The 23,266-nt window shown below is 45.9% G+C and carries 23 protein-coding genes; 15 read left to right on the top strand and 8 right to left on the bottom strand.

The features are described 5' to 3' along the window. The first annotated feature begins 21 nt into the window (after nucleotides 1-21). From hemE to ACL9RM_RS06050, 10 genes are all read left to right on the top strand, one after another. Nucleotides 22-1,068: a uroporphyrinogen decarboxylase gene (hemE, locus tag ACL9RM_RS06005; RefSeq protein ID WP_061828618.1), complete on the top strand. Its 1,047-nt coding sequence runs from the start codon at nucleotides 22-24 to the stop codon at nucleotides 1,066-1,068. Between the two features lie 31 nt (nucleotides 1,069-1,099). Continuing rightward, nucleotides 1,100-2,041 (top strand): ferrochelatase, encoded by a 942-nt coding sequence (gene hemH / locus ACL9RM_RS06010; RefSeq protein WP_250268004.1) that lies wholly within the window; start codon nucleotides 1,100-1,102, stop codon nucleotides 2,039-2,041. Between the two features lie 7 nt (nucleotides 2,042-2,048). Then, nucleotides 2,049-3,494 carry a protoporphyrinogen oxidase gene (gene hemG, locus ACL9RM_RS06015; RefSeq protein WP_250268005.1) on the top strand — a complete coding sequence of 482 codons (1,446 nt, stop codon included), beginning with the start codon at nucleotides 2,049-2,051 and terminating at the stop codon, nucleotides 3,492-3,494. A gap of 137 nt (nucleotides 3,495-3,631) precedes the next feature. After that, entirely contained in the window at nucleotides 3,632-5,110 is a 1,479-nt protein-coding gene (locus ACL9RM_RS06020) for a CapA family protein (RefSeq protein WP_250268006.1), read from the top strand. An 82-nt stretch (nucleotides 5,111-5,192) separates the two neighbouring features. Continuing rightward, nucleotides 5,193-5,963, top strand: a complete 771-nt coding sequence (locus ACL9RM_RS06025) for a glycerophosphodiester phosphodiesterase (RefSeq protein ID WP_250268007.1) — start codon at nucleotides 5,193-5,195, stop codon at nucleotides 5,961-5,963. A gap of 39 nt (nucleotides 5,964-6,002) precedes the next feature. After that, complete coding sequence (locus ACL9RM_RS06030) at nucleotides 6,003-6,626, top strand: fumarylacetoacetate hydrolase family protein (protein WP_165176715.1); 624 nt, start codon at nucleotides 6,003-6,005, stop codon at nucleotides 6,624-6,626. Between the two features lie 209 nt (nucleotides 6,627-6,835). After that, nucleotides 6,836-7,642: a DUF92 domain-containing protein gene (locus ACL9RM_RS06035; protein WP_250268008.1), complete on the top strand. Its 807-nt coding sequence runs from the start codon at nucleotides 6,836-6,838 to the stop codon at nucleotides 7,640-7,642. A gap of 81 nt (nucleotides 7,643-7,723) precedes the next feature. Next, on the top strand, nucleotides 7,724-8,302 hold the full coding sequence (locus ACL9RM_RS06040) for a TetR/AcrR family transcriptional regulator (protein WP_250268009.1): 579 nt from the start codon (nucleotides 7,724-7,726) through the stop codon (nucleotides 8,300-8,302). A gap of 123 nt (nucleotides 8,303-8,425) precedes the next feature. After that, nucleotides 8,426-10,375 carry an ABC-F family ATP-binding cassette domain-containing protein gene (locus ACL9RM_RS06045; protein ID WP_250268010.1) on the top strand — a complete coding sequence of 650 codons (1,950 nt, stop codon included), beginning with the start codon at nucleotides 8,426-8,428 and terminating at the stop codon, nucleotides 10,373-10,375. 152 nt (nucleotides 10,376-10,527) lie between these two features. Then, complete coding sequence (locus ACL9RM_RS06050) at nucleotides 10,528-11,517, top strand: aldo/keto reductase family protein (protein ID WP_061828609.1); 990 nt, start codon at nucleotides 10,528-10,530, stop codon at nucleotides 11,515-11,517. Nucleotides 11,518-11,536: 19 nt separating this feature from the next. On the opposite strand, the gene ACL9RM_RS06055 is transcribed toward ACL9RM_RS06050, so the two are convergent. The 6 genes from ACL9RM_RS06055 to ACL9RM_RS06080 form a co-directional block, all read right to left on the bottom strand. After that, a complete protein-coding gene (locus ACL9RM_RS06055) occupies nucleotides 11,537-12,436 on the bottom strand; it encodes a LysR substrate-binding domain-containing protein (protein ID WP_069291629.1) in 900 nt (299 codons plus the stop codon). Between the two features lie 73 nt (nucleotides 12,437-12,509). Then, nucleotides 12,510-13,547, bottom strand: a complete 1,038-nt coding sequence (locus tag ACL9RM_RS06060; protein ID WP_069291630.1) for a M42 family metallopeptidase — start codon at nucleotides 13,545-13,547, stop codon at nucleotides 12,510-12,512. A gap of 13 nt (nucleotides 13,548-13,560) precedes the next feature. Next, on the bottom strand, nucleotides 13,561-13,983 hold the full coding sequence (locus ACL9RM_RS06065; RefSeq protein ID WP_069291631.1) for a LapA family protein: 423 nt from the start codon (nucleotides 13,981-13,983) through the stop codon (nucleotides 13,561-13,563). Between the two features lie 56 nt (nucleotides 13,984-14,039). After that, nucleotides 14,040-15,836, bottom strand: coding sequence for an oligoendopeptidase F (gene pepF, locus ACL9RM_RS06070; RefSeq protein WP_069291632.1), 1,797 nt, complete (start codon nucleotides 15,834-15,836; stop codon nucleotides 14,040-14,042). Nucleotides 15,837-16,035: 199 nt separating this feature from the next. Then, nucleotides 16,036-16,224, bottom strand: a complete 189-nt coding sequence (locus ACL9RM_RS06075; RefSeq protein ID WP_025715827.1) for a hypothetical protein — start codon at nucleotides 16,222-16,224, stop codon at nucleotides 16,036-16,038. 7 nt (nucleotides 16,225-16,231) lie between these two features. Beyond that, on the bottom strand, nucleotides 16,232-16,465 hold the full coding sequence (locus tag ACL9RM_RS06080; RefSeq protein WP_013309704.1) for a hypothetical protein: 234 nt from the start codon (nucleotides 16,463-16,465) through the stop codon (nucleotides 16,232-16,234). 173 nt (nucleotides 16,466-16,638) lie between these two features. Between ACL9RM_RS06080 and ACL9RM_RS06085 the strand changes: the two genes are divergently transcribed. From ACL9RM_RS06085 to ACL9RM_RS06105, 5 genes are all read left to right on the top strand, one after another. Next, entirely contained in the window at nucleotides 16,639-16,836 is a 198-nt protein-coding gene (locus ACL9RM_RS06085) for a cold shock domain-containing protein (protein ID WP_013309706.1), read from the top strand. 208 nt (nucleotides 16,837-17,044) lie between these two features. Beyond that, complete coding sequence (locus tag ACL9RM_RS06090; protein WP_250268011.1) at nucleotides 17,045-17,827, top strand: MATE family efflux transporter; 783 nt, start codon at nucleotides 17,045-17,047, stop codon at nucleotides 17,825-17,827. A gap of 237 nt (nucleotides 17,828-18,064) precedes the next feature. Next, nucleotides 18,065-19,144 (top strand): tetraprenyl-beta-curcumene synthase family protein, encoded by a 1,080-nt coding sequence (locus ACL9RM_RS06095; protein ID WP_061828604.1) that lies wholly within the window; start codon nucleotides 18,065-18,067, stop codon nucleotides 19,142-19,144. Between the two features lie 23 nt (nucleotides 19,145-19,167). Continuing rightward, complete coding sequence (pfkA, locus tag ACL9RM_RS06100) at nucleotides 19,168-20,139, top strand: 6-phosphofructokinase (protein WP_061828603.1); 972 nt, start codon at nucleotides 19,168-19,170, stop codon at nucleotides 20,137-20,139. 117 nt (nucleotides 20,140-20,256) lie between these two features. Continuing rightward, on the top strand, nucleotides 20,257-20,466 hold the full coding sequence (locus ACL9RM_RS06105) for a DUF3906 family protein (protein ID WP_013309710.1): 210 nt from the start codon (nucleotides 20,257-20,259) through the stop codon (nucleotides 20,464-20,466). Here the strand turns inward: ACL9RM_RS06105 and ACL9RM_RS06110 are convergent. Together ACL9RM_RS06110 and ACL9RM_RS06115 are read right to left on the bottom strand one after the other, a co-directional pair. Then, entirely contained in the window at nucleotides 20,463-21,833 is a 1,371-nt protein-coding gene (locus tag ACL9RM_RS06110) for an MATE family efflux transporter (RefSeq protein ID WP_250268012.1), read from the bottom strand. The two genes, ACL9RM_RS06105 and ACL9RM_RS06110, sit on opposite strands and share 4 nt — an antisense overlap. A gap of 196 nt (nucleotides 21,834-22,029) precedes the next feature. Next, complete coding sequence (locus ACL9RM_RS06115) at nucleotides 22,030-23,208, bottom strand: putative glycoside hydrolase (RefSeq protein ID WP_235308030.1); 1,179 nt, start codon at nucleotides 23,206-23,208, stop codon at nucleotides 22,030-22,032. Nucleotides 23,209-23,266: the final 58 nt, after the last annotated feature.

A 23,266-nucleotide genomic window follows, 5' to 3' on the forward strand; every position in this document is an offset into this window, starting at 1 on the left:
TTCGAACTGGAGGCTGAAGTCATGACCTACAATGATACTTTTATCCGCGCTTGCCGCAAGCAAGCTGTGGATCATATTCCCGTATGGTACATGCGGCAGGCCGGAAGGTATGACCCTGAGTATCGCAAAATTAAAGAAAAATACACGTTGCTTGAAATATGCCGCCAGCCCGAGCTGGCCGCAGAAGTGACTTTGATGCCCGTGCGCAAGCTTGGGGTAGACGCTGCAATTTTATATTCTGATATTATGAATCCGGTAGCCTCGCTAGGGGTTGATTTTGATATTGTCAAAAATATTGGTCCGGTTATTGATAATCCGATCCGGTCAGCTGCAGACGTAGACAAGTTGCGTCCGATTGATGTGGAACGCGATTTGGGTCATATTTTGGAAACGATTCGTATTTTGGACCGTGAACTGAACGTGCCATTGATTACATTCGCTGGAGCGCCTTTTACCATTGCAAGCTATTTAATAGAAGGAAGACCCTCCAAAGGATATATTCGCACCAAAGCGATGATGTATGGAGAGCCTGAGTTGTGGCATCGCCTGATGGATAAGCTAGGGGACATGGTTATTACATACGTGCGAGCTCATATCGCTAATGGCGGTAAGGCTTTTCAATTGTTTGATAGCTGGGTAGGTGCGCTCTCGCCTTATGATTTTCAAACTTTTGTGCTGCCGACTATCACACGTATTTTCCATGAATTATCTGATCTGGATGTACCTAAAATTTATTTCCCGGGCGTAAGCTCTGGTGAATTGCTTCCACACTTGAATGGGTTAAAAGCCGATGTGATTGGACTGGACTGGCGGGTAAGTATACCTGAAGGACGTCGTCGCTTGGGCAACGGTTTTGGTGTACAGGGAAATCTGGATCCTTATGTGCTTACTGCGCCAATCGATGTTATCAAGCAGTATGCGAAAACCATTGTAGATGAAGGCATATTGGAGCCGGGTTACATTTTCAATCTCGGTCACGGTTTATTTCCTGAAGCCTCGCTAGATAAGCTAAGAGAGCTTACTAATTATGTGCATGAGTATTCCCGTTCGGTTTTGTCAAAAAATTAATACATTAGAAATGTTAAGAGGTGGTCTACTAATGAAAACCAAAGTGGGTGTACTGGTCATGTCCTACGGGACGCCGGAGAGTCTGGATCAGGTGGAAGCCTATTATACACATATTCGTCGTGGTAATGCTCCTTCGCCGGAGCAATTAAAGGAATTAAAGGATCGTTATGAAGCTATTGTGGGCGGTGTGTTTCCGCTACGTCAGAATACGGATCGGCAGGTTCAAAACCTGCAGGAAACCTTAAACCGGGAAAATCGCAACCCGGACATTGAATTTGTCTGTTATCAGGGACTCAAACATGCCAAACCGTTTATTGAGGACGGTGTGGAAGCCATGGTGCAAGATGGCATCCGTGCAGCGGTAGGTGTCGTGCTGGCTCCGCATTATTCCGTTATGAGTGTAGGCACTTATATTAAGCGCGCGCAGGCTAAGGCACAGGAACTGGATCTGGTCATATCATTTGTGGAGAGCTATTATCTTCATCCTAAGCTGATTAAGACGCTGACTGAGCGTGTGAACGCCAAACTGGCGCTTTTTGAAGAAGCTGGAGCCAAGCGGGATGAGGTTCGTGTTCTGTTTAGTGCGCACAGCTTGCCTGAACGGATATTGGCTATGGGTGATCCTTATGTGGAGCAATTAATGGCTACTTCGCAGGCTGTTGCGGACAAAGCGGGAATTACCAACTGGCAGTTTACGTGGCAAAGCGCTGGTCGTACAGCAGAGCCATGGCTGGGGCCAGACATTTTGGATACCATGCACAGCCTTAAAGAGGAGCAAGTGGAGTATGTGCTGGCTGCGCCAGTTGGCTTTGTTTCTGATCACTTAGAGGTGTTATACGATCTGGATATTGAAGCACAGGCGTTGGCGAAGGAATTGGATATGCGTTTTCAGCGTATTGATTCACTCAACAGTGATCCACTGTATATGGAGACGCTTAGTGATGTCATCATAGACCAATGGAAAAAGGGATGAGGACATAATGGAGCAAAAGTTACGTAATATTGTGATTGTAGGCGGAGGCTTGACCGGGCTTAGCACTGCTTTTTATACACGAAAAATGTACAAAGAAGCTGGCTACACACCTCGAATCACGCTGGTGGAGAAAGCTTCCGTGCTGGGCGGGAAAATTGAAACGCTGCATAAAGATGGTTTTGTAATTGAAAAGGGGCCAGATTCCTTTCTGGCCCGTAAAACAGCTATGATAGACCTAGCAAAAGAGCTGGAGCTGGATCATGAGCTGGTGAGCACAAATCCTGAGGCTAAAAAGACATACATTTTGCATGAAGGACAGCTTCATCCGATGCCTCCTGGCCTGGTGCTGGGGATTCCAACGGAGCTGAAACCCTTTTTGCGCAGCGGATTGATCTCTTTAGGCGGGAAAATGCGGGCTATGATGGATTTTGTCCTTCCGCCTCGCCGTATACCGGGAGATGAGGCGTTGGGTGATTTTATTGAACGCCGACTGGGCAAAGAAGTGCTAGAGAATGTAACCGAGCCACTGCTGGCAGGGATTTATGCTGCCAACATGAAGACGCTAAGTTTGCAAGCGACCTTCCCACAATTTGCTGAGGTAGAGCAGCAATACGGAAGCCTCATTCACGGGATGATGACAGGTCGAAAACCAGCTGAAACACATACGGGGACGAAAAAAAGCGCCTTTTTGACCTTCCGTCAAGGCTTGCAAAGTTTGGTGCATGCGTTGCTGAATGATTTGTATGACTGTGATTTACGCACCGGAATTGCTGTTACTGAATTCACAAAGACAACGGAAAGTGAAGGCAGCCCATATCGCATTATGCTGGACAATGGAGAGACGCTGGAGGCGGATGATATTTTTGTAACGACTCCCAACTTTGCTGCTGCGCCGCTATTGCGAGATCATGTCAATGTGGCTGCACTGGAAGCCGTTAATTACGTCTCCGTAGCAAACGTGGTCATGGCCTTTGATAAAACAGATATTGAGAACGTCTTTGACGGTTCTGGTTTTCTGGTTCCTCGCAAAGAAGGACGCAGCGTGACCGCTTGTACATGGACGTCTGCCAAGTGGCTACATACTAGCCCGGACGATAAGGTGCTGTTGCGCTGTTATGTAGGGCGAGCAGGAGCTGAAGACACTGTAGAGTTACCGGATGATGAGCTGATTGCACTGGTACGTAAGGATTTGAAAGAGATGATGGGAGTTACAGCAACTCCGCTGTTCACGGAAATTACACGTCTTCGCAATTCCATGCCTCAATATCCGGTAGGGCACCCGCAGGCTATAGCTGATTTGCGGGAAGAGTTACGCACTGCCATGCCAGGCGTGTATGTTTTGGGCGCTGGCTATGATGCGATTGGTTTACCGGATTGCATCCGTCAAGCTAAGGAATGGGCCTCTAATGCCGTCCAAACGACACAGCAGGAAGCGGTTAAGGTACAGGTGTAAATGTTCGATGATGAACCCTTCGCGATCCATGCGAGGGGTTCTATTTATATTGAAATTTGATATATAATGGAGAAGGTGTAAAATTCGCCAGCTAATAAAGAAGTTATGCAAATGCAATAGCATAGAAGGAGTGAAGAATGTACCCTCCCAGATCACAGCGAAATGAAGGTCGCAAGAAAGCAAGAAAACCAAAAATAGGCAAGGCTTGGATCTTTACGAATCTGGTCCTACTGCTTATGATCGTAGGTCTTTTCGGTTATTATTACATATTTGAACACGACAACAGTGGCTCTCTTGCGGAAAATGCCGGGTATTCGCAAACGGAGAAGAAAATCCAAAGGGAATCTGCTAGTGAAGAGAGGTCTACTCCCTCGGTCAGTGAAAGTGATACAGCCTTGTCAAATAAACAGCTGGACGAAGGCCCCCATGCAGATAAGCAATTTGCTGACGATGAAACAAAGCAATCTGCTGTTTCAGACACAAGCCATCGTCCCGCGACAACGTCTGACACAAATGCTCCCGAAGGCAGCTCTTCAGGAGCAAAATTATCCTCAGGGAAAGACGGGCAGGCAGGGAACGATATGTCCAAGGATGTATACGACGGTAATCCATCCGCCGATAAGGGAGGAACGGAGGATGTAAAAAAATCAAAAACAGACGATGCAGATTCTCCGACAGTCACGCTTCACTTTGTAGGGGATGTGCAATTTTCCGGTAAAGTTGAGCAGCGATTGGAGCAGAATGGGTTTGATTTTCCGTATCAATATCTCGGAAACTTGTTTCATAAAGACGATCTGACGATGGCCAATCTGGAAACGCCCGTGACAACGAATGGTGTGGGTGCGTTAAATAAAACGTATGTGTATAAATCTTCGCCCAAGGCGTTAACTGCGTTGGCTGCGGCAGGGATAGACGCTGTCAATTTGGCCAACAATCACATTTTGGATCAGGGCACAGGCGGATTACTGGATACACTGAAATATCTGGATGAAAAAGGTATTGCCCATGCTGGAGCTGGACGTAATGCAAAAGAAGCGTATGCGCCGCATTATTTTGAACGTAAAGGGATTAAAATTGCGTTGTTGGGGACTACACGTGTTATGCCTGAAGCCAACTGGAATGCGGGCGCCAAACTGCCCGGTGTAGCAGGAGCCTATGATTCGACCGCTATCGTAAAGTCCATCCGTGAGGCACGAATGCAGGCCGATCTGGTGATTGTCATTGCCCATTGGGGGAAGGAGCGCGCTACTGTACTTGAGCCCCATCAAACCGAGTTATCGCATGCTTTTATTGATGCTGGAGCTGATCTTGTCATTGGCGGTCATCCACATGTGCTTCAAGGGATGGAGCAATATAAAGGTAAATGGATTGCATACAGCACAGGCAATTTTATTTTTTCTAAATCAACGGTGCCAGCCACTTGGGATACAGCGATATTTCAGGCAACCTGTACCCGAAAAGGGGCTTGCGAAATGAAGCTGACCCCTTACCGGGCGGAGCTAGGTCAACCAATCCCATTGAAGGATACGGAGGCCAGCAAAATTTTGCAGAGAGTGGCGGCACTGTCACCGGGAAATGTCTCGATAGGGACGGATGGTACAGTAAGCGCTCAATAGAAGTTCGAAAAGAAATTTTTTATATGGGAATTGACGGAACGATCGTATGAGGGACTCCTTTGTGGATGGAGGTCATAACAAGATGAATCATTTGTGCGTGGCTCACCGCGGTTTTTCGGGGATTGCTCCCGAGAACACGATGGCAGCCTTTCGGCTTGCGTTGGAGCAACCATTTGTACACTGGATTGAGCTGGATGTACAGCTGTCAAAGGACGGTGTTCCGGTAGTAATTCATGATTTTACGCTGGAGCGAACGACGAATGGTACAGGGCGGGTAAAGGATTCGGATTGGAAAGCATTGCAACAACTTGATGCTGGTAGCTGGAAAAGTGCAGAATACCGTGGAGAAATGATCCCCTCCCTCGCACAGGTACTGGATTTATGTCGTGGCCGCGTATCGCTCAATATTGAGCTTAAAACAGCGGGAGATATGTATCCAGGGCTGGAGAAAGCCGTACTCCGTGAAATTGTGGTGAGAGGGATGCAGGGAGAGGTGGTATTAACCTCTTTTGAGCGTGCCGCATTACGCCGGGCTAAGGAGCTGTCTCCTGAAATCCGTACCGGATTGATTATCGACGCGCGTCCAGATGACTTGGCAAAGCAACTGGAGCAGCTACAATGCACTTTTTTATCCATGGGCTATCCGCGTTTGGATCGAAACCTGATGAAAGATCTCACCGGACGCGGTATTACTGTTATGGCGTGGACGGTGGATGACCGCCGTATAATGCGGAGATTGTCCTCATTGCATCCTGAATTGATGATTTGCACCAATTGGCCGGATCGCTGGGAGCAGGTTTTTTTGCTTTCCAAGCACCGGATGTGGCACTATATACGTAAACTTATTCGTTAATCAATTGAACTACATACGCGGGAAGGGTGACGGATCGTGATGAACGTGGATATTCGTAATGTTTACTGTGTCGGACGCAATTATAAGTTGCATGCGGAGGAGCTGGGTAATGAGGTTCCCGCAGAACCGATGATTTTTTTGAAGCCGTCTCATGCAGTCGTGCCGCTGGATGGCGCCACGCTGGAGCTTCCTCAGGGGCAAGGAGATATTCATTTTGAGACTGAGCTGGTTGTGGCTGTAGGACGTAAATACGAACCAGGCATGTCCGCAGATACATGTCTGAACGCATTTGCGTTCGGCATTGATTTTACCCTGCGTGATGTACAAAGTGTTCTCAAGAAAAAAGGCCATCCATGGACCGCCGCCAAAGGCTTCAAATCGTCTGCTCCCGTGACACCATTCCTGCCTTTAGAAAAATTGGACATGCTGGAGCAGCAGGATTTTTCCTTGCTCAAAAATGGACAGGAAGTGCAACGTGGACATGTTAAGAATATGATTTTTTCTATCCAGCATATCGTTGAATATATAGCGACTCATTATGGGCTGGGTGAGGGTGATATTATTTTCACAGGTACTCCGGCAGGTGTTGGGCCTACAACAAGCGGGGATCGCTTTGAACTCTTCTGGGGGAGTGATCGTCAGGGAAGCTTCACCATCGCATAAATTTGTGAACGGCATCTATGAAGAGGATTAAAAAGGGAATGTTCTTGGTGGTTGGGAAGTAAAGAGCGATTCCCGTCTATAAGCATCGTGAAGGCCGTGTCCTGTGCCAAAGCATGGGACACGGCTTTTATATAAGCGTAGAGCGTTGTACAATAATATAGAGAACGAAAAAGAAAAACGGAGATTCATTTCAAAAGCGGAGGTATATCATGGACTGGATCATCGGATTGCTTTGTGCTGCTGTGGTGGCCGGAGCTGCATTTTATAAAAAATCCTTAACCTTATCTGGCTTTGCCGCGGCTGTACTGATGGGAACTGTATATTATGGGGCGGGTAACCTGTTCTGGTTCGGCACATTGCTCTTGTTCTTTATCACGTCGACCCTTCTGTCGAGGTTCAAAAAGGAGCGCAAGGCTAAACTGGAAAAATCGTATGCCAAAACCGGAAACCGGGATGCAGGCCAAGTATGGGCCAATGGTGGATTAGGTATGCTGTTATGCCTGTGTTATGCGATATGGCCCCATGTTACGTGGCAGCTGGCTTTTGTCGGTGTCATGGCTACGGTCACATCCGATACGTGGGCAACGGAATTTGGCAGCCTGAGTCGTAGGCCACCCCGTTCGGTGCTTAACGGGAAGGTGCTAGCACCCGGAACCTCAGGAGGAGTCTCTGTATTGGGAACGGCTGCGGCCTTGGCTGGGGGTGTACTGATCGGCATAGGTGCATGGGGCTTTGGACACGTCATAGGAACCCCGAGCTTGCCGTTATGGTTGTGGGCACTGGTTGGAGGTATATCCGGTAGCGCCGGGGCCTTTGCTGATTCCTATCTAGGTGCTACAGTGCAAATGATGCGTTCCTGCACGGTTTGCGGACGAGAAGTAGAAGTAGACTCACATTGTGGACAAACGACGGTCTATGTACGAGGCTGGCGTTGGATGAGCAATGATCGGGTGAATAGTATTAGTTCTATTTTCGGAGGATTGGTCGCTCTTGCAGGTATTTTTTTTATACTCTGAACACAGGGTTGGAGATCGTTACAAGGAATTAACTGTTATAAGAATTGACCGTGTTCAATCCTTGTATAAGGAGGTGCTAAGATGGGCGATATCCACGGAGATAAATATGAAGCTATTTTGGACGCAGCTTACGCCGTCTTTGGCACCAAAGGCTTCTATGAAAGCAAAATTTCCGAGATTGCAGAACAAGCGGGAGTTGCCAAAGGCACAGTATACTTGTACTTTAAAAGCAAAGAGCAGCTATTTACAGCAGTCACACGTAGAGATTGTGAGCAATACCTAGCCGAAATGCAAGGTGCATTAATTAATCGTACTTTGGGAGAAGGACTGCTGCGGATGGCGAATTTGCATCTGCACTACTATTACAAGCGTAAGCAGCATACTAAATTATTTTTTATGACCCCCAACAGTGATCCCGATCTAATGGAGTTTATGCGGGGATTTATTCAGGACTATACTGATTTGGTCAAAAATAAACTGTCGTCAGAGGGTGTACAGCAGTCCGAGTTTCATGCGAAGGCATTCATTGGTATGTTGGAACGCCTAAAAATGGATATTTTATTGAATCAAGATTTCCGCGAATGTGACGTGGATCAGACGGCTGAATTAGTGGCGAACTTATTTATGCATGGCTGTAAAGCCGGAATACAAAAATCCTGACACATCTTGTTGCTAAAAAACCGTACTGACTTCGTTCAGGTAACGGTTTTTTTAATCATTGGCTGTGTCTGTGTTAAAATAAACAGGATGCATCACAAAATTGGGGAAGAGTAGGGAATCCGTATGAATATTATGACCGTTGAACATATAACGAAAAGCTATGGCGAGAAAATGTTGTTCGAGGATGCTTCCTTTGGTATGGATGAACGTGACAAAATAGGGGTCGTCGGTGTAAATGGCACCGGTAAATCAACGTTTTTACGGGTAATTTCCGGATTAGAGCCGCCAGATGATGGCAATATTGCAGTGAACAACGATGTGCGAATTCAGTATCTAGCACAAAATCCGGAGTTTGATCCCGAAATGAAGGTACTCCAGCATATTTTTCATGGCAACCAGCCTGAGATGAAAGCGGTCCGTGAATATACGGAAACCATGGAGTCGTTGGAGTTAAACCCGGGTAGCGAGGAGCTTCAAAACCGTCTATTGCGAGCAAGTCAGCAAATGGATACGTTCCAGGCATGGCAGCTAGAGAGTGAGGCCAAAAATATACTTACCCGACTGGGGATCACCCAGTTTGAGTCTCGTATGGGCGTTCTATCCGGCGGACAGCGCAAGCGGGTGGCTTTGGCAGCGGCTTTGATCCAACCCTGCGAGTTGCTCATTCTAGACGAGCCTACAAACCATATTGATAATGAGTCGGTTGAATGGTTGGAGCAATATTTGCAAAAAAGACGTGGTGCGTTGTTAATGATCACGCATGATCGCTATTTTCTGGATAGAGTTGCAAATGTCATGTTGGAGTTGGATCATGGCCGCCTTTTCCGTTATGAGGCTAACTATACCCGTTTTCTGGAGCTGAAGGCAGAACGTGAGGAGCGGGAAGCGTCTACGGAACAAAAAAGGAAGAACCTGCTGCGTAATGAACTGGCATGGATTCGCCGTGGAGCAAAGGCTCGTTCCACCAAGCAGAAAGCGCGTATTGACCGATATGAGCAGCTTAGGGATCAGCAACCGGAAGCTCGTTCTGGATCTGTAGATATGTCCGTCGCCTCCACACGTCTGGGTAAAAAGATATTGGAGATCGAGCATCTGTCCAAATCGGTAGATTCTCGTAAGCTGATACAGGATTTGAGCTACATTGCGGTTCCTGGTGATCGTGTTGGTATCCTAGGTCCTAACGGTAGTGGGAAATCCACTCTGCTCCAAATGATTGCGCAGCATATAGAACCGGATTCCGGCAACGTTATGCTGGGACCGACGGTGAAGCTTGGCTATTTTACTCAGGAACATCAGGAAATGAACGAATCATTACGTGTCATTGAATATATTAAGGAAGAAGCCGAAGTGATTCGTACAGCAGACGGTTCGACGATTACAGCTGCACAAATGCTGGAACGTTTCCTGTTCGCACCAAGCGCGCAATGGACGGTTATTTCCAGGCTGTCTGGAGGCGAAAAACGGCGCTTGTATCTGCTTCGTGTTCTGATGTCGGCACCGAATGTGCTATTGCTGGATGAACCAACAAATGATCTGGATATTCAGACCCTTTCCGTTTTGGAAGATTATCTGGATGAATTCCCAGGCGTGGTTTTTATTGTTTCTCATGATCGCTATTTCCTGGATCGGACAGTGGACAAAATACTGGCGTTTGAAGGGGATGGACAGGTACGAGTACATGTAGGGGACTATAGCGAGTATGCAGAATGGATCAGTAAAAATGCTCAATCTTCTGTGAATACGTCTGTCTCGACGAGTACGGCTTCCTCGAATCGCTCTTCCGCGCCTAAGTCTGCGGGTCCTTCTGATTCAGTTAAGGAGACAAGTAAAACCAAGCTCAAATTCACCTTCAAGGAACAGCGGGAATATGAGCAAATTGATGAGCTGATTGAACAAGCCGAACAGAAGTTGGCCGACATTCAGCGACAGATGGAAGAGTCTTTCAGTGATTCAGCACGACTACAGGAGCTCATGGCTGAGCAAGTGAAGGCCGAACAGCATCTGGAGCACCAAATGGAACGCTGGACCTACCTGAATGAGCTGGCCGAGCAGATTGAACAAAGTAAATCTTAATAATACAGAAGCAAGTCACCATTCAGAGTGGAGGCTTGCTTTTTTATCGAATTATTAATATGTTTTTCATATTAAAAGTGCGTGAATTATATATTTCTAATATTAAATTACGGTGGGTATAATGGATTGCATATGGGAGGGAGGAATTGAAAATGGAATATCGTAAACTTGGAAAAAGTGGATTAATGGTAAGTGAGATCGCATTGGGAAACTGGATCACCCACGGTGCTCAAGTGGATGATACTATAGCGCAAGCCTGTGTAAACGCTGCACTAGACTCAGGGATTACCACGTTTGATACTGCTGATGTGTATTCGGATACCATGGCGGAAACGGTTTTAGGTTATACTTTAAAGGGAATACGCCGTGAAAGTATTGAATTATGTACTAAGGTTTTTCATCCCACAGGTACCGGACAGAATGATAAAGGGCTGTCTCGCAAACATATCATGGAGGCCTGCCATGCTTCTCTTCGACGCCTGCAAACGGATTATATTGATGTATATTATGCACACCGTTTTGATCCAACCGTATCGCTTGAAGAAACTTTTTTGGCCTTATCCGACTTGGTGCGGCAAGGGAAGGTTTTGTATGTAGGAGTAAGCGAGTGGACAGCAGAGCAGATAAAGCAAGGAGCCGCTCTGGCTAAGGAATTAAAGGTCCCTTTCGTGGCAAGTCAGCCCCAATATTCCATGCTGTGGCGTGTCATTGAAGCTGAAGTGATTCCCGCTTGTGAGCAGGAAGGGATTGGGCAGGTGGTTTGGTCACCTCTGGCACAAGGTATTCTTTCTGGTAAATATGCAGCAGACAAGCCGTTACCCGAGGGATCACGAGCTTCTACGACAGCAGGGTCACCATTTTTCGAACGTTTGGCTGGACAATGGTTACGTAAAGAAGTCCTTTTGGCAGTAAAGAAAATTCAGCCGATTGCAGAAGAATGCGGACTGACGCTACCTCAGCTTGCAGTCGCATGGGTTTTACAAAACCCGCAAGTGTCCTCAGCTATTATCGGTGCTTCCAAGCCCGAGCAGGTTAAAGAGAACGTAAAAGCCGCGGGTGTCCGTCTAGATGAGCAGGTCATGAGACAATTGGATAGCATTTTAAATGGTATTGTTGAACGTGATCCGAGAAAAACAGGTTAAGATATACGATCAAGGAGATTTACATGTCTAACTCTTCGCTACAAGCTGTTTCTTCAACCACTTCCAGAAAATGAGTCAGAACAGTTTCGTGTGTACCTGTTTTCCATGCAGCATAAAGTGGGATGGACGGAGACTCTTCTTGAAAGGAACGAAATACGACATCACTGCGTTGAAAGACAGAAACGGAAGAGGGGACAATGGAGATACCTATACCTGCCGCTACCAAGTTAACGATCGTATACATTTGAACGGCTTCCTGTACGATTTGAGGCTGAAATCCGTGTTGTCCGCAAAAGTCCAGTATGAGGTTATGAAAAGAAGCTCCCATATGAGGCGGAGACAGGATAAAAGATTCGTCCGCTAAAGAACGTAAAGACAAGGTTGAATGGTGGGCTAACGGATGTGTTTGAGGAAGAACGGCCATGAGCGATTCGTTGGTGTAAAGACGAGAAGTGATATGTATAGATGGATCTGCACAGCGCAGGAAGCCCACGTGAACTTTGCCATCGTGTATAGCTTTCAGTTGTTGGACAGATGTCATTTCAAATAACGTAAGCTTCACATCTGGAAAACGCTCTCGGAATTTCTTCAAGGCATTAACCATCAGACTGCCAGAGGCTGAATCTACAAAAGCGATGGATAATTGTCCGAATTTCCCCTGACTTGCAAGCTGTGTGATCTTGATGGATCTTTCCAATTGAGCAACCACGTTTCTGGATTCTTCTAAAAATATCGCTCCTGCTGATGTAAGTCGAACTTGCCTCTTGGTTCGTTCCAAAAGCTTCACGCCAAGTTCTTCTTCAAGGCTTTGAATTTGTTGGCTCAAGGGAGGTTGGGTAATATTCAGTTTTTTCGCAGCACGGTTAAAATGCAGTTCTTCCGCTACTGCGATAAAGTAACGTAGTTTTTTCAGATCCATAGCTGTGATTTCCTTTCACTAAGCCTTCACCGACCTATTCTCCAGTGGAACAGGTCGGTTTTTATCGTTCGCATTAAACCATCACATAAGCTGCAAGCAGACGTGCAGTGTTCACCACGGCCTGCTTGTGCGTGCGCTCCATGGCATGGGAGGCGTGTACGCCAGGGCCGATCAACGCAGCACGGATGTTATTACCGGCTCTTAGTGCAGCCGAAGCGTCCGAACCGTAGTGCGGATAAATATCTACCGCATACGGAATATTCAGCTCTTTGGCCAGCTCAATCAGACGGGTCGTCATAGTATAGTCATAAGGTCCGGAGGAATCCTTGGCACAGATAGAAACATCCGTTTCCTTGCAGCTCAGATCTTCACCCATACAGCCCATGTCGACAGCTATCATCTCACTGATTCCTTCGGGTATGTAAGCCGCTCCGTGCCCCACTTCCTCGTAGTTGGAAATGAGCAATTTAACGGTATGTCGAGGCTTCCAGTTTCCATGTACAGCAGATTCCAGTAAACCAAACAGTGCAGCTACACTAGCTTTATCATCTAGATGGCGTGACTTGATAAATCCACTTGGTGTTACGACTGGACGCGCATCGAACGAAATAAAATCGCCCACCGCAATACCGAGCTGAAGCACGTCTTCTTTTGACCCGACAAGCTCGTCAATCCGTACCTCCATATGGCTCTCTTTGCGCTCAAAGCTTCGTGCATCATCATAGACGTGCACGGATGGATGGCTGGACAGAATAGTGCCTGTATACGTTTGTCCGCTTCGGGTATGAATAAGGCAGTATTCGTTCTCAATGCTGTTCATCATGAAGCCGCCGACGGATGTCAGACGTAGGGTGCCTTGTGCTGTAATGGAACGCACCATTGCGCCCAATGTATCCACATGTGCGCTCAGCGCCACCGTATGGTCCGTTTCCTGACCTTTCAGAGTCAAGATGGCACCGCCTTTTGCATTCCATTCGATTTGCACCCCGAGGCTTTCCGCTTCTTTACGAATCAGCTCCATCACATGGTGTGTATACCCACTGGGACTGGGTGTGTTCAGTAGCTGATTTAAAAAGTTCATCATATAATCTTCATTTAATTGAATCGTCATTTGTTGCTCCTCCTCATTTGGACAACCGATCAGGGTTAGAGGACGGTTGCTCTATATCTTGGTCGAATGTAGACCCTGTGCTGGAAGAACCCGTCGCGTTATAGGTCACATCCGCGTTTGCTTCCACCGTGGATGTGTGCTCTTCTTGTAGTGTATGAAGCTGAGTAGTCAGACGTTTAATCTCTCTCTGAAGCCTATATTGGCGGAAAATACCGAAAGAACCGACAATAAGTCCACCTAGAAGAGTGCAACCAAGAATAAGCAAAATCAAAGGAATGCTAACCATACTGAATAGAAGGTTCACTTGAACCGAATTCACATTAATAACAGCAAATACAGCTGTTAACAAAGCAATAACAAGAGCTGCGATCAAAGACCATTGTGTTTTCAAAATGCCACCTCCTCCCGTTACATTATAAAATCCCTTGCCCGCCATGGACAAGGGATTTATCCGTGCATTATTTCAATGCTGGATTTTAAGTGCGCACGGTTTTACTTTCCTTCAGTTAGCTTTTCCATTTCTGTAATGACTTCTTCGAATACGCTCATCGCTTCGCGGATCGGCTGCGGAGAGGACATGTCAACGCCAGCTTTTTTCAAAATATTGATTGAATAATCACTGCCACCGCTCTTCAAGAAGCCCAAGTAACGGTCAACGGCTGGCTGGCCTTCTTCCAGAATCTGTTTCGAGAAACTGGTTGCTGCCGAGAAGCCAGTAGCATACTTGTAGACGTAAAAACTGTTATAAAAATGAGGGATCCGTGCCCATTCCATTTCAATGTCTTTGTCTACCTTCATACCAGGCCCGTGATATTTCACATTCAGATCATAGTAAATCTCTGATAAGAGCTGCGGTGTAAGGGATTCCCCCTGTTCAGCGCGTTCATGTACAATTTTCTCAAATTCCGCAAACATGGTTTGACGGAATACTGTTGTGCGGAATTGATCTGCATAGTAGGTGAGAAGGTACATTTTCTCTTTCGGATCGGTTGATTTGTTCAGCAGGTAGTCCATTAGCAACGCTTCATTGGTTGTGGATGCCACTTCAGCCAGGAAAATGGTGTACTGTGCATCTCTATACTTCAATGCGTTGTCTGAATAGTACGAATGTAACGCATGCCCCATTTCATGAGCAAGTGTGAACATGCTGTTCAGGTTATCTTTATGGTTCAGCAGCACATATGGGTGGGTACCATAAGCTCCCCAACTGTATGCACCAGTACGTTTGTTTTCGTTTTCGTATACATCAATCCAGCGCTCATCATAGCCTTTTTGCAACGAAGCCAGATAGTCCGCGCCCAGTGGCTTAAGGCCTTCCTTTGTTTGCTTTTTGGCGTCTTCATACGTAATGTCCATCTTGTATTCGTCCACAAGTGGAGCGAACAAATCATACATATGGAGCTCATCCACACCTAACAACTTTTTACGCAGCTTGATGTAGCGATGGAGCAGGGGCAAGCTTTCATGAATGGTATCAATGAGATTCGTATACACTTCCTTCGGAATATTGTCACCGTACAGTGACATTTCCAGTACAGAAGGGTATTTGCGAACACGAGAATAAAAAATATTTTTGTTTACATTGGCACTTAGTGTAGAAGCAATTGTATTTTTATTTTTGGCATATGTGTCATATACCGCTTTAAAAGCACGTTCGCGAACTTCGCGATGCGGACTTTCGAGGAATTGAATGTAGCTGCCATGAGTCAGCTCAACCTCTTTGCCGTTTTCATCCTTAATTTTTGGAAACTTCAGATCGGCATTGTTGAGCATGCCAAAAATCGTTTGCGGGGCTTGAGCCAGATTGCCAACCTGAGCGAGCAACGCTTCTTCTGTCTTGCCCAGAATATGTGCTTTTTCCCGCTTCATTTCTTGAAGTGTAAACCGATAATCTGCAAGCTTCGGATCTTCAATGAAGGCATCGAGCTGATGATCCGGCAATGCCAAAATTTCAGGCGTCACGAAAGAAAGAGACTCGCTAACCTCAACGCCTAATTTTTTGGCTTTTTGCGAAAGACCCTGGTATGTAGGTTCAGCTGTATCCTCATCATGATGCAGATGTGCGTACACATATACACGCTCGGTTTTAAGCGACAATTCATCTTCCAATTTAAAGCAGCTGCCAATCGACTCTGCTGAATTGAGCTTGCCTTGGAATTGTTCAGCCTTTTTGGCTAGTTGTTTGACTTCTTCGTATTCTTGATCCCATGCTTTGCGGTTGGGAAACAAATCTTCCAGTTTCCATGTATTTTCCACTGGCGCATTAGCGCGTTTTACAATTTCACTCATGGAGAGCCTCCTCTGATCGAACGTAATGTGGGGTAGGGCTGCGGCAGTAAGGGACGGATGCCAAAACGAAGAAACCGCCACGCTTACCGTAAGCAGCAGGGCAAGAGGTTTTACAGGATGCATGTAACGGCAGATCCTCCTTATACCATGGCTTATTATGCCATAGTATGACCTCTTACGCCCGAAAGTATAATTTTCCTTACTGTGGGTTGGAACCTATATTTAATAAGCTGTATACAATGAGATAAAAGGCAAGGCAAACCATGATTACAGCAGTGAGGGCCATCCACTTTTTGAGAGGAGTCGGTATCGTATCACGCTTCATGATCAGCACTCCGCCCAGCGTAAAGGCCAGAATAATGAAGATGAGATAGCTGTTGGACACCATGAATAGGCTAGACCTGTTTGAAAGCGTTCATGATCCGCTGCCACTCTTCCTCATTATCTTGAAAGGACTGCTTGGGAAACCGATTTTGAGCCCAATGCATTAGTGCCGGACGGCTTAAAAACGTGTGGGCTTCCTCGCCCCAATCATCGGATATTTCCCGTAGAACGATGTAACGGCCCTGCACCTCGACAGTCATCATGTTCCAATTGTCTTTTTTGTATATTTCGTGTTTTTTCATCATATGCATGTCTCCGATTTTATAGATGTTTTGGTTCATGATACCGCAGTTTCCGCCGCAAAAGCAAATCATTCCAGCCCGAAAAACCCGGAAAAACATCAATTGCATTGTGAAAAAGCATGAAGTATAATATGGATATTCGCCATAGATGGCGGTATTTTTAGGAGGTTGTTCACTTGAAAGGTACAGTTAAATGGTTTAACGCAGAAAAAGGTTATGGCTTCATTCAAATGGATGGTGGCGAGGACGTATTCGTGCATTTCTCCGCAATCCAAGGCGACGGCTTTAAAACTTTGGAAGAAGGTCAAGCGGTTGAATTCGAAATTACTGAAGGTAACCGTGGACCCCAAGCAGCTAACGTAATCAAACTGTAAGTGTAACTGAATTGTAAGAATGGTTCCGTTTCTACGGATGTCTTATATATTACGGTTAAACTATGAATTGAGAGCGCAGTTCCTTTAATTTAAGGGACTGCGCTTTTTTGCGTAAATACGTTTATGATATGAGAAGATTGAGCAGGAATAGGGTATTATACGTAATAAAACTAGGCAGAAGACATTTCAAATTGAAGGAGTTGAGAAAATGAGTACAGCAGAGGCTAGTCGTAAGCCTTCCCTGATTGAAGGTCCTATTGCCAAAACGCTGTTTATGTTCTCTTTGCCGATGCTGTTCGGAAACATTCTGCAATCCCTGAATGGAACGATCAATTCGATCTGGGTTGGGAAGTTTCTGGGAGAAGCCGCATTGACTGCCGCTTCCAACGGAAATATTATAAACGGCTACGGGACAGTGGCAGCAGCAGCTTATACAGCAGCCAATAATTTGTCGAGCTATGTGCAGATGCCAGCAATGGCGTTAGGTGCAGCTGTATCTTCCTTTGCCGCTCAAAATATCGGAGCCGGACGTTGGGATCGAGTGCGCATGACAACCTGGATTGGGATTGTATATAATTTTTTGTTGACTGGTGGAGCTGTGGTATTAATTTACGTGTTTAATCGTCAGGCCTTGCTCATGTTCCTTCCATCTACGGGGGGCGCATTGGAATTGGGTATGCGGATTAATATGATCACCTTGTGGTCTTTTGTTATATTCGGTGTTACCAATGTCATTACAGGTGTTGTTCGATCAACGGGTTCCGTCATGATACCGCTTTTAATTACCATTATTTCATTATGGGGCATTCGTATACCTTTGGCCTATGTATTTGTCGATGAGTATGGTCTAGATGCTGTATGGTGGAGCTTTCCTGTTGGTTTTGCTATTTCTGCCGTAGCAGTCATTTACTATTATGCTTTCGGGAAATGGAAGCAGGCAAGCATGGGAGAGGGAATCCAAGCCATGAAGCCCGCAGAGGACAAGGGATAGGTAGGCCATTTATACTATTTGCGATTAAAGTCTTATAAGGATAGATTTTGTGTAACTCCTATTTTTGACTAATAAAACATTACAGGTATAAAATTCTTTTTGTAAGAATAGCTCATTTCCTTGAATTTTAAAGAAAAAAGTGAGGTTGTTCATTTGTGCTAAAAGGACGATCATATTATAATGGATATGGTTTGGATAGGTATAATTACGTAGACAACAATGTGGAGGCACCGTCATTTGAGTTATGTTGAGCAAGGACGTTATCAAGTACCGAGAGGCCCCATAGGTCTAATGAGCCGAATGTACAAGCACATTCTCCCTGAAACGAAACTAGAATTGAGTAACTGGAAGAGCAAGGCCGAACAAATTCCGGACCCTGAGCTGCGAAGCCAGGCGCTTGCGAGCATAGCGGATAAGACATTTCACTGCGTGGGTGGAGCGGTTTATGCCGCTGCCAATATGTCTGCCCGGCAGACGCTAATTCCGCTGATCGTAGCGTATCAGACCATTAGTGATTATCTGGACAACCTGTGTGATCGCAGTACGTCCATGGACCCGGATGATTTCAGGCTACTGCATCAGGCTATGCTGGATGCAGTTAATCCGACGGCTAGGCCAGTGAATTATTATGAGTTGCGTCGTGAGCAGGAGGATGGCGGTTATTTGACCAGGCTGGTGACAACCTGTCAGTCTTGTGTAAGCAGGCTTCCGGGCTATGAGGCGGCTATGCCTTACGTTCAGGATTTGGCTCGATTATACACGGATTTGCAAGTATACAAGCATATTAAACCCGAGCTGCGGGAACAAGCGCTTTTGGATTGGTGGTCGCTTCATAAAGACCGTACACCAGAGTTGCGCTGGAATGAGTTTGCTGCGGCTACCGGTTCAACTCTGGGGGTCTTTATGCTGTTTCTTGCTGCCAGCGACCAGCATCTGACAGATGCAGGGGCTGCCTCAATACATGCATCGTATTTTCCACATGTGTGCAGTCTTCATATTTTGCTGGATTATCTAATCGATCAAGACGAAGACCGGAAGGGCGGAGATCTTAACTTTTGCAATTATTATGAAGATACCGACATGGTGCTAGACCGGATCGCCTACGTTGTGAATCGGGCGCGGGCTGATATTGCAGATGTCCCTGCCAGCTCCTTTCACCGGATGATTATCGAGGGATTGCTGGCTTTATATTTATCCGACCCTAAAGTTAGCGAGCAGCAGGACGTTCGCGCTGTTTCGAGACGTTTAATGAAAAATAGTCCGCTCATGCGTTTGTTTTTCTTATTAAACAGTCGATGGATAAGAAGGCTTATATGATTATTTTGAGGAGGTCATAAATCATGACAGCAGTTAAGAAAATTGCAGTATTAACAAGTGGTGGAGATTCACAAGGGATGAACGCGGCAGTTCGCGCCGTCGTACGTAGCGGATTGTATTTTGGACTGGAGGTATTCGGGATTCAACGTGGGTATCAAGGCCTTTTGAACGACGATATTTTTCCAATGGATCTGAGAAGCGTCGGAGATATCATCCAACGTGGGGGAACTGTACTTCAATCTGCAAGATGCCTGGAATTTACGACTGAAGAAGGGCAGAAAAAAGGCGCTCAAATTTTGCGTAACCGTGGAATTGACGGCGTAGTCGTGATTGGTGGCGACGGTTCCTACCAAGGAGCTAACAAACTGACCAAGCAAGGCATTAAAACGATGTGTCTTCCGGGTACGATTGACAACGACATTTCCTTCACGGACTACACTATTGGTTTTGATACGGCGGTTAGTATCGTAGTGGACGCAATCAACAAGCTGCGTGATACGATGTCATCCCATGAACGTTCTTCTATCGTGGAAGTTATGGGACGTCATTGTGGTGATATTGCTCTGCATGCGGGTCTGGCTTCTGGCGCAGAAACGATTTTGGTGCCTGAGGTAGAATTTGACCTGAACGAAGTATCCGACCGGATGAAACAAAACTTTAAGCATGGTAAACGCCACAGTATCATTATCGTTGCTGAGGGTGTAGGCAAAGGCGAAACAGTAGCACAAGTTATCCAAGAAAACTGTCCGGATTATGAGCCTCGTGTTACAGTGCTTGGACACATCCAACGTGGAGGCACACCAACAGCGTTTGACCGCAACCTGGCGAGCCGTTTGGGTGACTTTGCTGTTCGCCAATTGATCGAGGGCATATCTGACAAGGCTTGCGGAATGATCGACGGTAAGTTGGTAGCTACAGATATTGACAAGGTTGTAAATACCAAAAAAGATTTCAATATGGAGCTTTATGAGCTGGCCTTGCGTTTGTCCCAATAATAAGAGCCTTTATGTAAAATAGATCGGCTCTGATATTGGAAATGATCAAAATTATGCGGATGACCCGAGTCATCCGCTGTTTTTTTAGCTTTGAGTCCTATCAGGAGGTAGTCATATATGTACCTATTCAAAATCGAAGTGGACAGTTCGGAAGGAGCGCTGACCGTCATTCTCGCTGCTGAAAATGAAGAACAGGCATTTGAAGAGATTGAACAACATGTGGAGAGACACTTTCTATATCCTCCCAAGCTGAATGAAGTGGCTATTGTGGAGAAAAAACGAATAACTTTAGGCGCAGCATATGTAATCGAGACACGCAAAGGCTAAATAGCCTCTGCGTGTTGTTTTTTTTGGGCGAAACGACGTTGTACTCTCACCAGACGCCAAAGAAGTAAAATAGCGCCTACTGCCAACCCTGTTATCAAACCGATCCAGTAGCCGTAGGGTCCCAATGAAGTCCAGCGTGCCAGTATATATCCTACAGGAAGCCCAATGACCCAATAGGAGAGGAATGTGAGCAAAAAGGCTGGATTGACGTCTTTATACCCGCGTAGCGCTCCTTGTGTAGGTGTAGCGACAGCATCAGATATCTGAAAGAAAATCGCATAGATTAGAAAATGCTGTGCCAATTGAATGACCTGCGGATCGGTGGAGTAAAGTCGAGCGACCTGTTCACCCCAGATAAGCAGTACAATAGCTGTAATCAGTGATAGACCTACTGCGCTGCTAATCCCCATTACACTATAAGCTTTGGCATCCCGCGGACGAGCAGCCCCTGTTTCATAGCCAACTAGAATCGTAAGTGCCATGCAAATGCTGAGTGGAATCATATACAGCGTAGATGCAAAGTTCATGGCGGCCTGATGTGCGGCTATGGTAGCTGTATTATAGCTACTCATGAAGAGAGTGACGGCTGAAAAGACGGCAGTCTCAAAAAATATAGCAAATCCAATCGGTACGCCAATCTTGATGAGCTCTTTCAAAGCACCAGCAGCAATCCTGTATATTTTGCTGAAGATTCGGTATTCGGCAAATATTTTTCCACGATGCGTAGTGATACCGGCGACCAGCATGATGATCCAGTAGGTGGTTGCCGTTGCCACCCCGGAGCCTACACCCCCCAGACGCGGAAAACCCCAGTTTCCATAAATAAGGAGATAGTTCAACAATACATTGATGGGTAACGACATGAGCGTGATGAACATCGTAAAACGGGTTTGTCCCAATGCATCCATGAAGCTTCGGAGCACAGTGTAGGCAAATAGAGGAACAATCCCGAAAGCCATCGCACAAAGGTAGTATAGTGCCACATTATGAACTCTCAGTTCCAAATTCATACCGTTCAAAATAGGCTTGACCAAAATGATGCCAGCAATCAAAACGACCATAGACAGGGCGAGAGAGAGCCAAAGTGCTTGAATGACATAGTAGGAGACTTTATCTTTGCGCTGTGCTCCTACCAATTGAGATACAATGGGCGTGATAGCCATAAGTATTCCGTTAAGGCCTGTTTGTACAGGAACCCATAGACTTACTCCAATGGCTACTCCAGCCAGATCGGCAGGGGAAAAGTGTCCCGACATATTCGTATCAAAAAAAGTCATGGCAGATAGTGCAAGCTGGGTAATCAGGATAGGGAACAAAATGTAGAAAAGTTGCTTCCATTTCTGTCCCGTTGTTAGAGTCAATTGCATTTTTGTTTTCCTCATTTACTAGGGATTGATTATTCGTATGTATCATAACATGTAAGTATTTATTGTAAGGGATACCGATACATTTGAACAGTAATAAAAAAGACTGCACCCGTTCGCCAAACAACGGGACAGCCTTCGAAATGATTATATAATTTCTAAATTTTATATAAAATAATAAAAAGTCCGGAGAGATAAATTATTTGTATGTTACTCCGCTAGTATAGCGGTTTGTGGCATTCCAAAGTAAATATTCGTCCACTTTCATATCCTTAAGCGCTCGAATTTGGTCCTCTACTTGAGTTTTTCCATACTTAGCATAATGTCCGCTCCCCAACCAACTTGCGGTAAAATCCTGGATCCAAGGACGAATAATTGGCTTTAGCTTGCCCGTCGGATCAAGCTTTTTGTGTGTATCGGCCATGGAGCCTTTAATCGTCTGGTATGGATTCTTATCGGGGTCTTTTACACCGAACCAGCCTGTGGTGTAGTGACTTGGATAAACCATGGGCGAAATGACATCCACATTTTCGGAGATTTTAGTGAAATCCTGTCCGATCCCCTCCGCAGCAGGAACGGATGCGGCATATCCGAAAATATCTACCGATACTCGTACACCTAATGGAGCAAGCTCTTTACGGGCATATTGTACGAATTCAGCGACTGCATCCGAGCGGGATTGATCTGATTTGGTATATTTCAGCTTGTCTGCTCTTTTCTCAAAGCCTTCGGGGAAACGTACATAGTCAAATTGAATTTCCTTAAAACCAAGTTTGGCTGCTTCCTTAGCGATGGCGATATTATAATCCCATACTTCTTTATTATAGGGATTGACGAACCCGTCTCCTTTGCCGTTTTTCCAGACAGAGCCGTCAGGGTTACGGAAAGACATCTCGGGATTTTTGTTAGCTAGTACCGTATCTTTAAATACGACAATACGAGCAATCGGGTAAACATTATGCTTTTTCAATCGGTCCATCAAACCGGAAATATCCCGAATGAATTTTTGCGGCTTGCCCAATTTGAGCAGCTCGGGATTGGTCGTTGGATAAGTGATGTAACCTGCATCGTCTTTAATATCAATAACCATGGAATTGAGCTCTGTCTTGTCAAGCAGTTCAAGCAGCTGAGTCATACGCGAACCGCCTGCGCTATAAGCCGTGACATAGATGCCCTTTATAGCAGGAGTCGTCGGTTGTGGGTCAATTTTAACTGGGGGATTGGAGGCATCCACCTTCATATTATTGTGCTGAGCCTGGATCATGGCGCTACTAATTGTTGTTACCACCGTATCTTTTACATTTGGAGCGTTGGCTGACTGATCGCCGTTTCCGCCTATCCCCATCGCCAATAGCATAATTGCCCAAATCATATTCATTTCCTAACTCTCTCCCTTATGTATGTCGCTTACCTGATTATACGTAAAGTTATGTATC

The organism is Paenibacillus sp. S29 (genome assembly GCF_049319765.1).
GTDB classification, from domain to species: domain Bacteria; phylum Bacillota; class Bacilli; order Paenibacillales; family Paenibacillaceae; genus Paenibacillus; species Paenibacillus polymyxa_B.

Coding starts and splice junctions, on each gene's coding strand:
- ACL9RM_RS06080 (WP_013309704.1), bottom strand. CDS start 16,465: ATGATGAAAAAACACGAAATATACAAAAAAGACAATTGGAACATGATG.
- pepF (WP_069291632.1), bottom strand. CDS start 15,836: ATGAGTGAAATTGTAAAACGCGCTAATGCGCCAGTGGAAAATACATGG.
- ACL9RM_RS06045 (WP_250268010.1), top strand. CDS start 8,426: ATGAATATTATGACCGTTGAACATATAACGAAAAGCTATGGCGAGAAA.
- hemG (WP_250268005.1), top strand. CDS start 2,049: ATGGAGCAAAAGTTACGTAATATTGTGATTGTAGGCGGAGGCTTGACC.
- ACL9RM_RS06020 (WP_250268006.1), top strand. CDS start 3,632: ATGTACCCTCCCAGATCACAGCGAAATGAAGGTCGCAAGAAAGCAAGA.
- hemH (WP_250268004.1), top strand. CDS start 1,100: ATGAAAACCAAAGTGGGTGTACTGGTCATGTCCTACGGGACGCCGGAG.
- ACL9RM_RS06110 (WP_250268012.1), bottom strand. CDS start 21,833: ATGCAATTGACTCTAACAACGGGACAGAAATGGAAGCAACTTTTCTAC.
- ACL9RM_RS06115 (WP_235308030.1), bottom strand. CDS start 23,208: ATGAATATGATTTGGGCAATTATGCTATTGGCGATGGGGATAGGCGGA.
- ACL9RM_RS06075 (WP_025715827.1), bottom strand. CDS start 16,224: ATGGTGTCCAACAGCTATCTCATCTTCATTATTCTGGCCTTTACGCTG.
- ACL9RM_RS06055 (WP_069291629.1), bottom strand. CDS start 12,436: ATGGATCTGAAAAAACTACGTTACTTTATCGCAGTAGCGGAAGAACTG.
- ACL9RM_RS06105 (WP_013309710.1), top strand. CDS start 20,257: ATGTACCTATTCAAAATCGAAGTGGACAGTTCGGAAGGAGCGCTGACC.
- ACL9RM_RS06090 (WP_250268011.1), top strand. CDS start 17,045: ATGAGTACAGCAGAGGCTAGTCGTAAGCCTTCCCTGATTGAAGGTCCT.
- ACL9RM_RS06035 (WP_250268008.1), top strand. CDS start 6,836: ATGGACTGGATCATCGGATTGCTTTGTGCTGCTGTGGTGGCCGGAGCT.
- ACL9RM_RS06040 (WP_250268009.1), top strand. CDS start 7,724: ATGGGCGATATCCACGGAGATAAATATGAAGCTATTTTGGACGCAGCT.
- ACL9RM_RS06050 (WP_061828609.1), top strand. CDS start 10,528: ATGGAATATCGTAAACTTGGAAAAAGTGGATTAATGGTAAGTGAGATC.
- pfkA (WP_061828603.1), top strand. CDS start 19,168: ATGACAGCAGTTAAGAAAATTGCAGTATTAACAAGTGGTGGAGATTCA.
- ACL9RM_RS06060 (WP_069291630.1), bottom strand. CDS start 13,547: ATGACGATTCAATTAAATGAAGATTATATGATGAACTTTTTAAATCAG.
- ACL9RM_RS06030 (WP_165176715.1), top strand. CDS start 6,003: ATGAACGTGGATATTCGTAATGTTTACTGTGTCGGACGCAATTATAAG.
- hemE (WP_061828618.1), top strand. CDS start 22: ATGACCTACAATGATACTTTTATCCGCGCTTGCCGCAAGCAAGCTGTG.
- ACL9RM_RS06025 (WP_250268007.1), top strand. CDS start 5,193: ATGAATCATTTGTGCGTGGCTCACCGCGGTTTTTCGGGGATTGCTCCC.
- ACL9RM_RS06065 (WP_069291631.1), bottom strand. CDS start 13,983: ATGGCGGGCAAGGGATTTTATAATGTAACGGGAGGAGGTGGCATTTTG.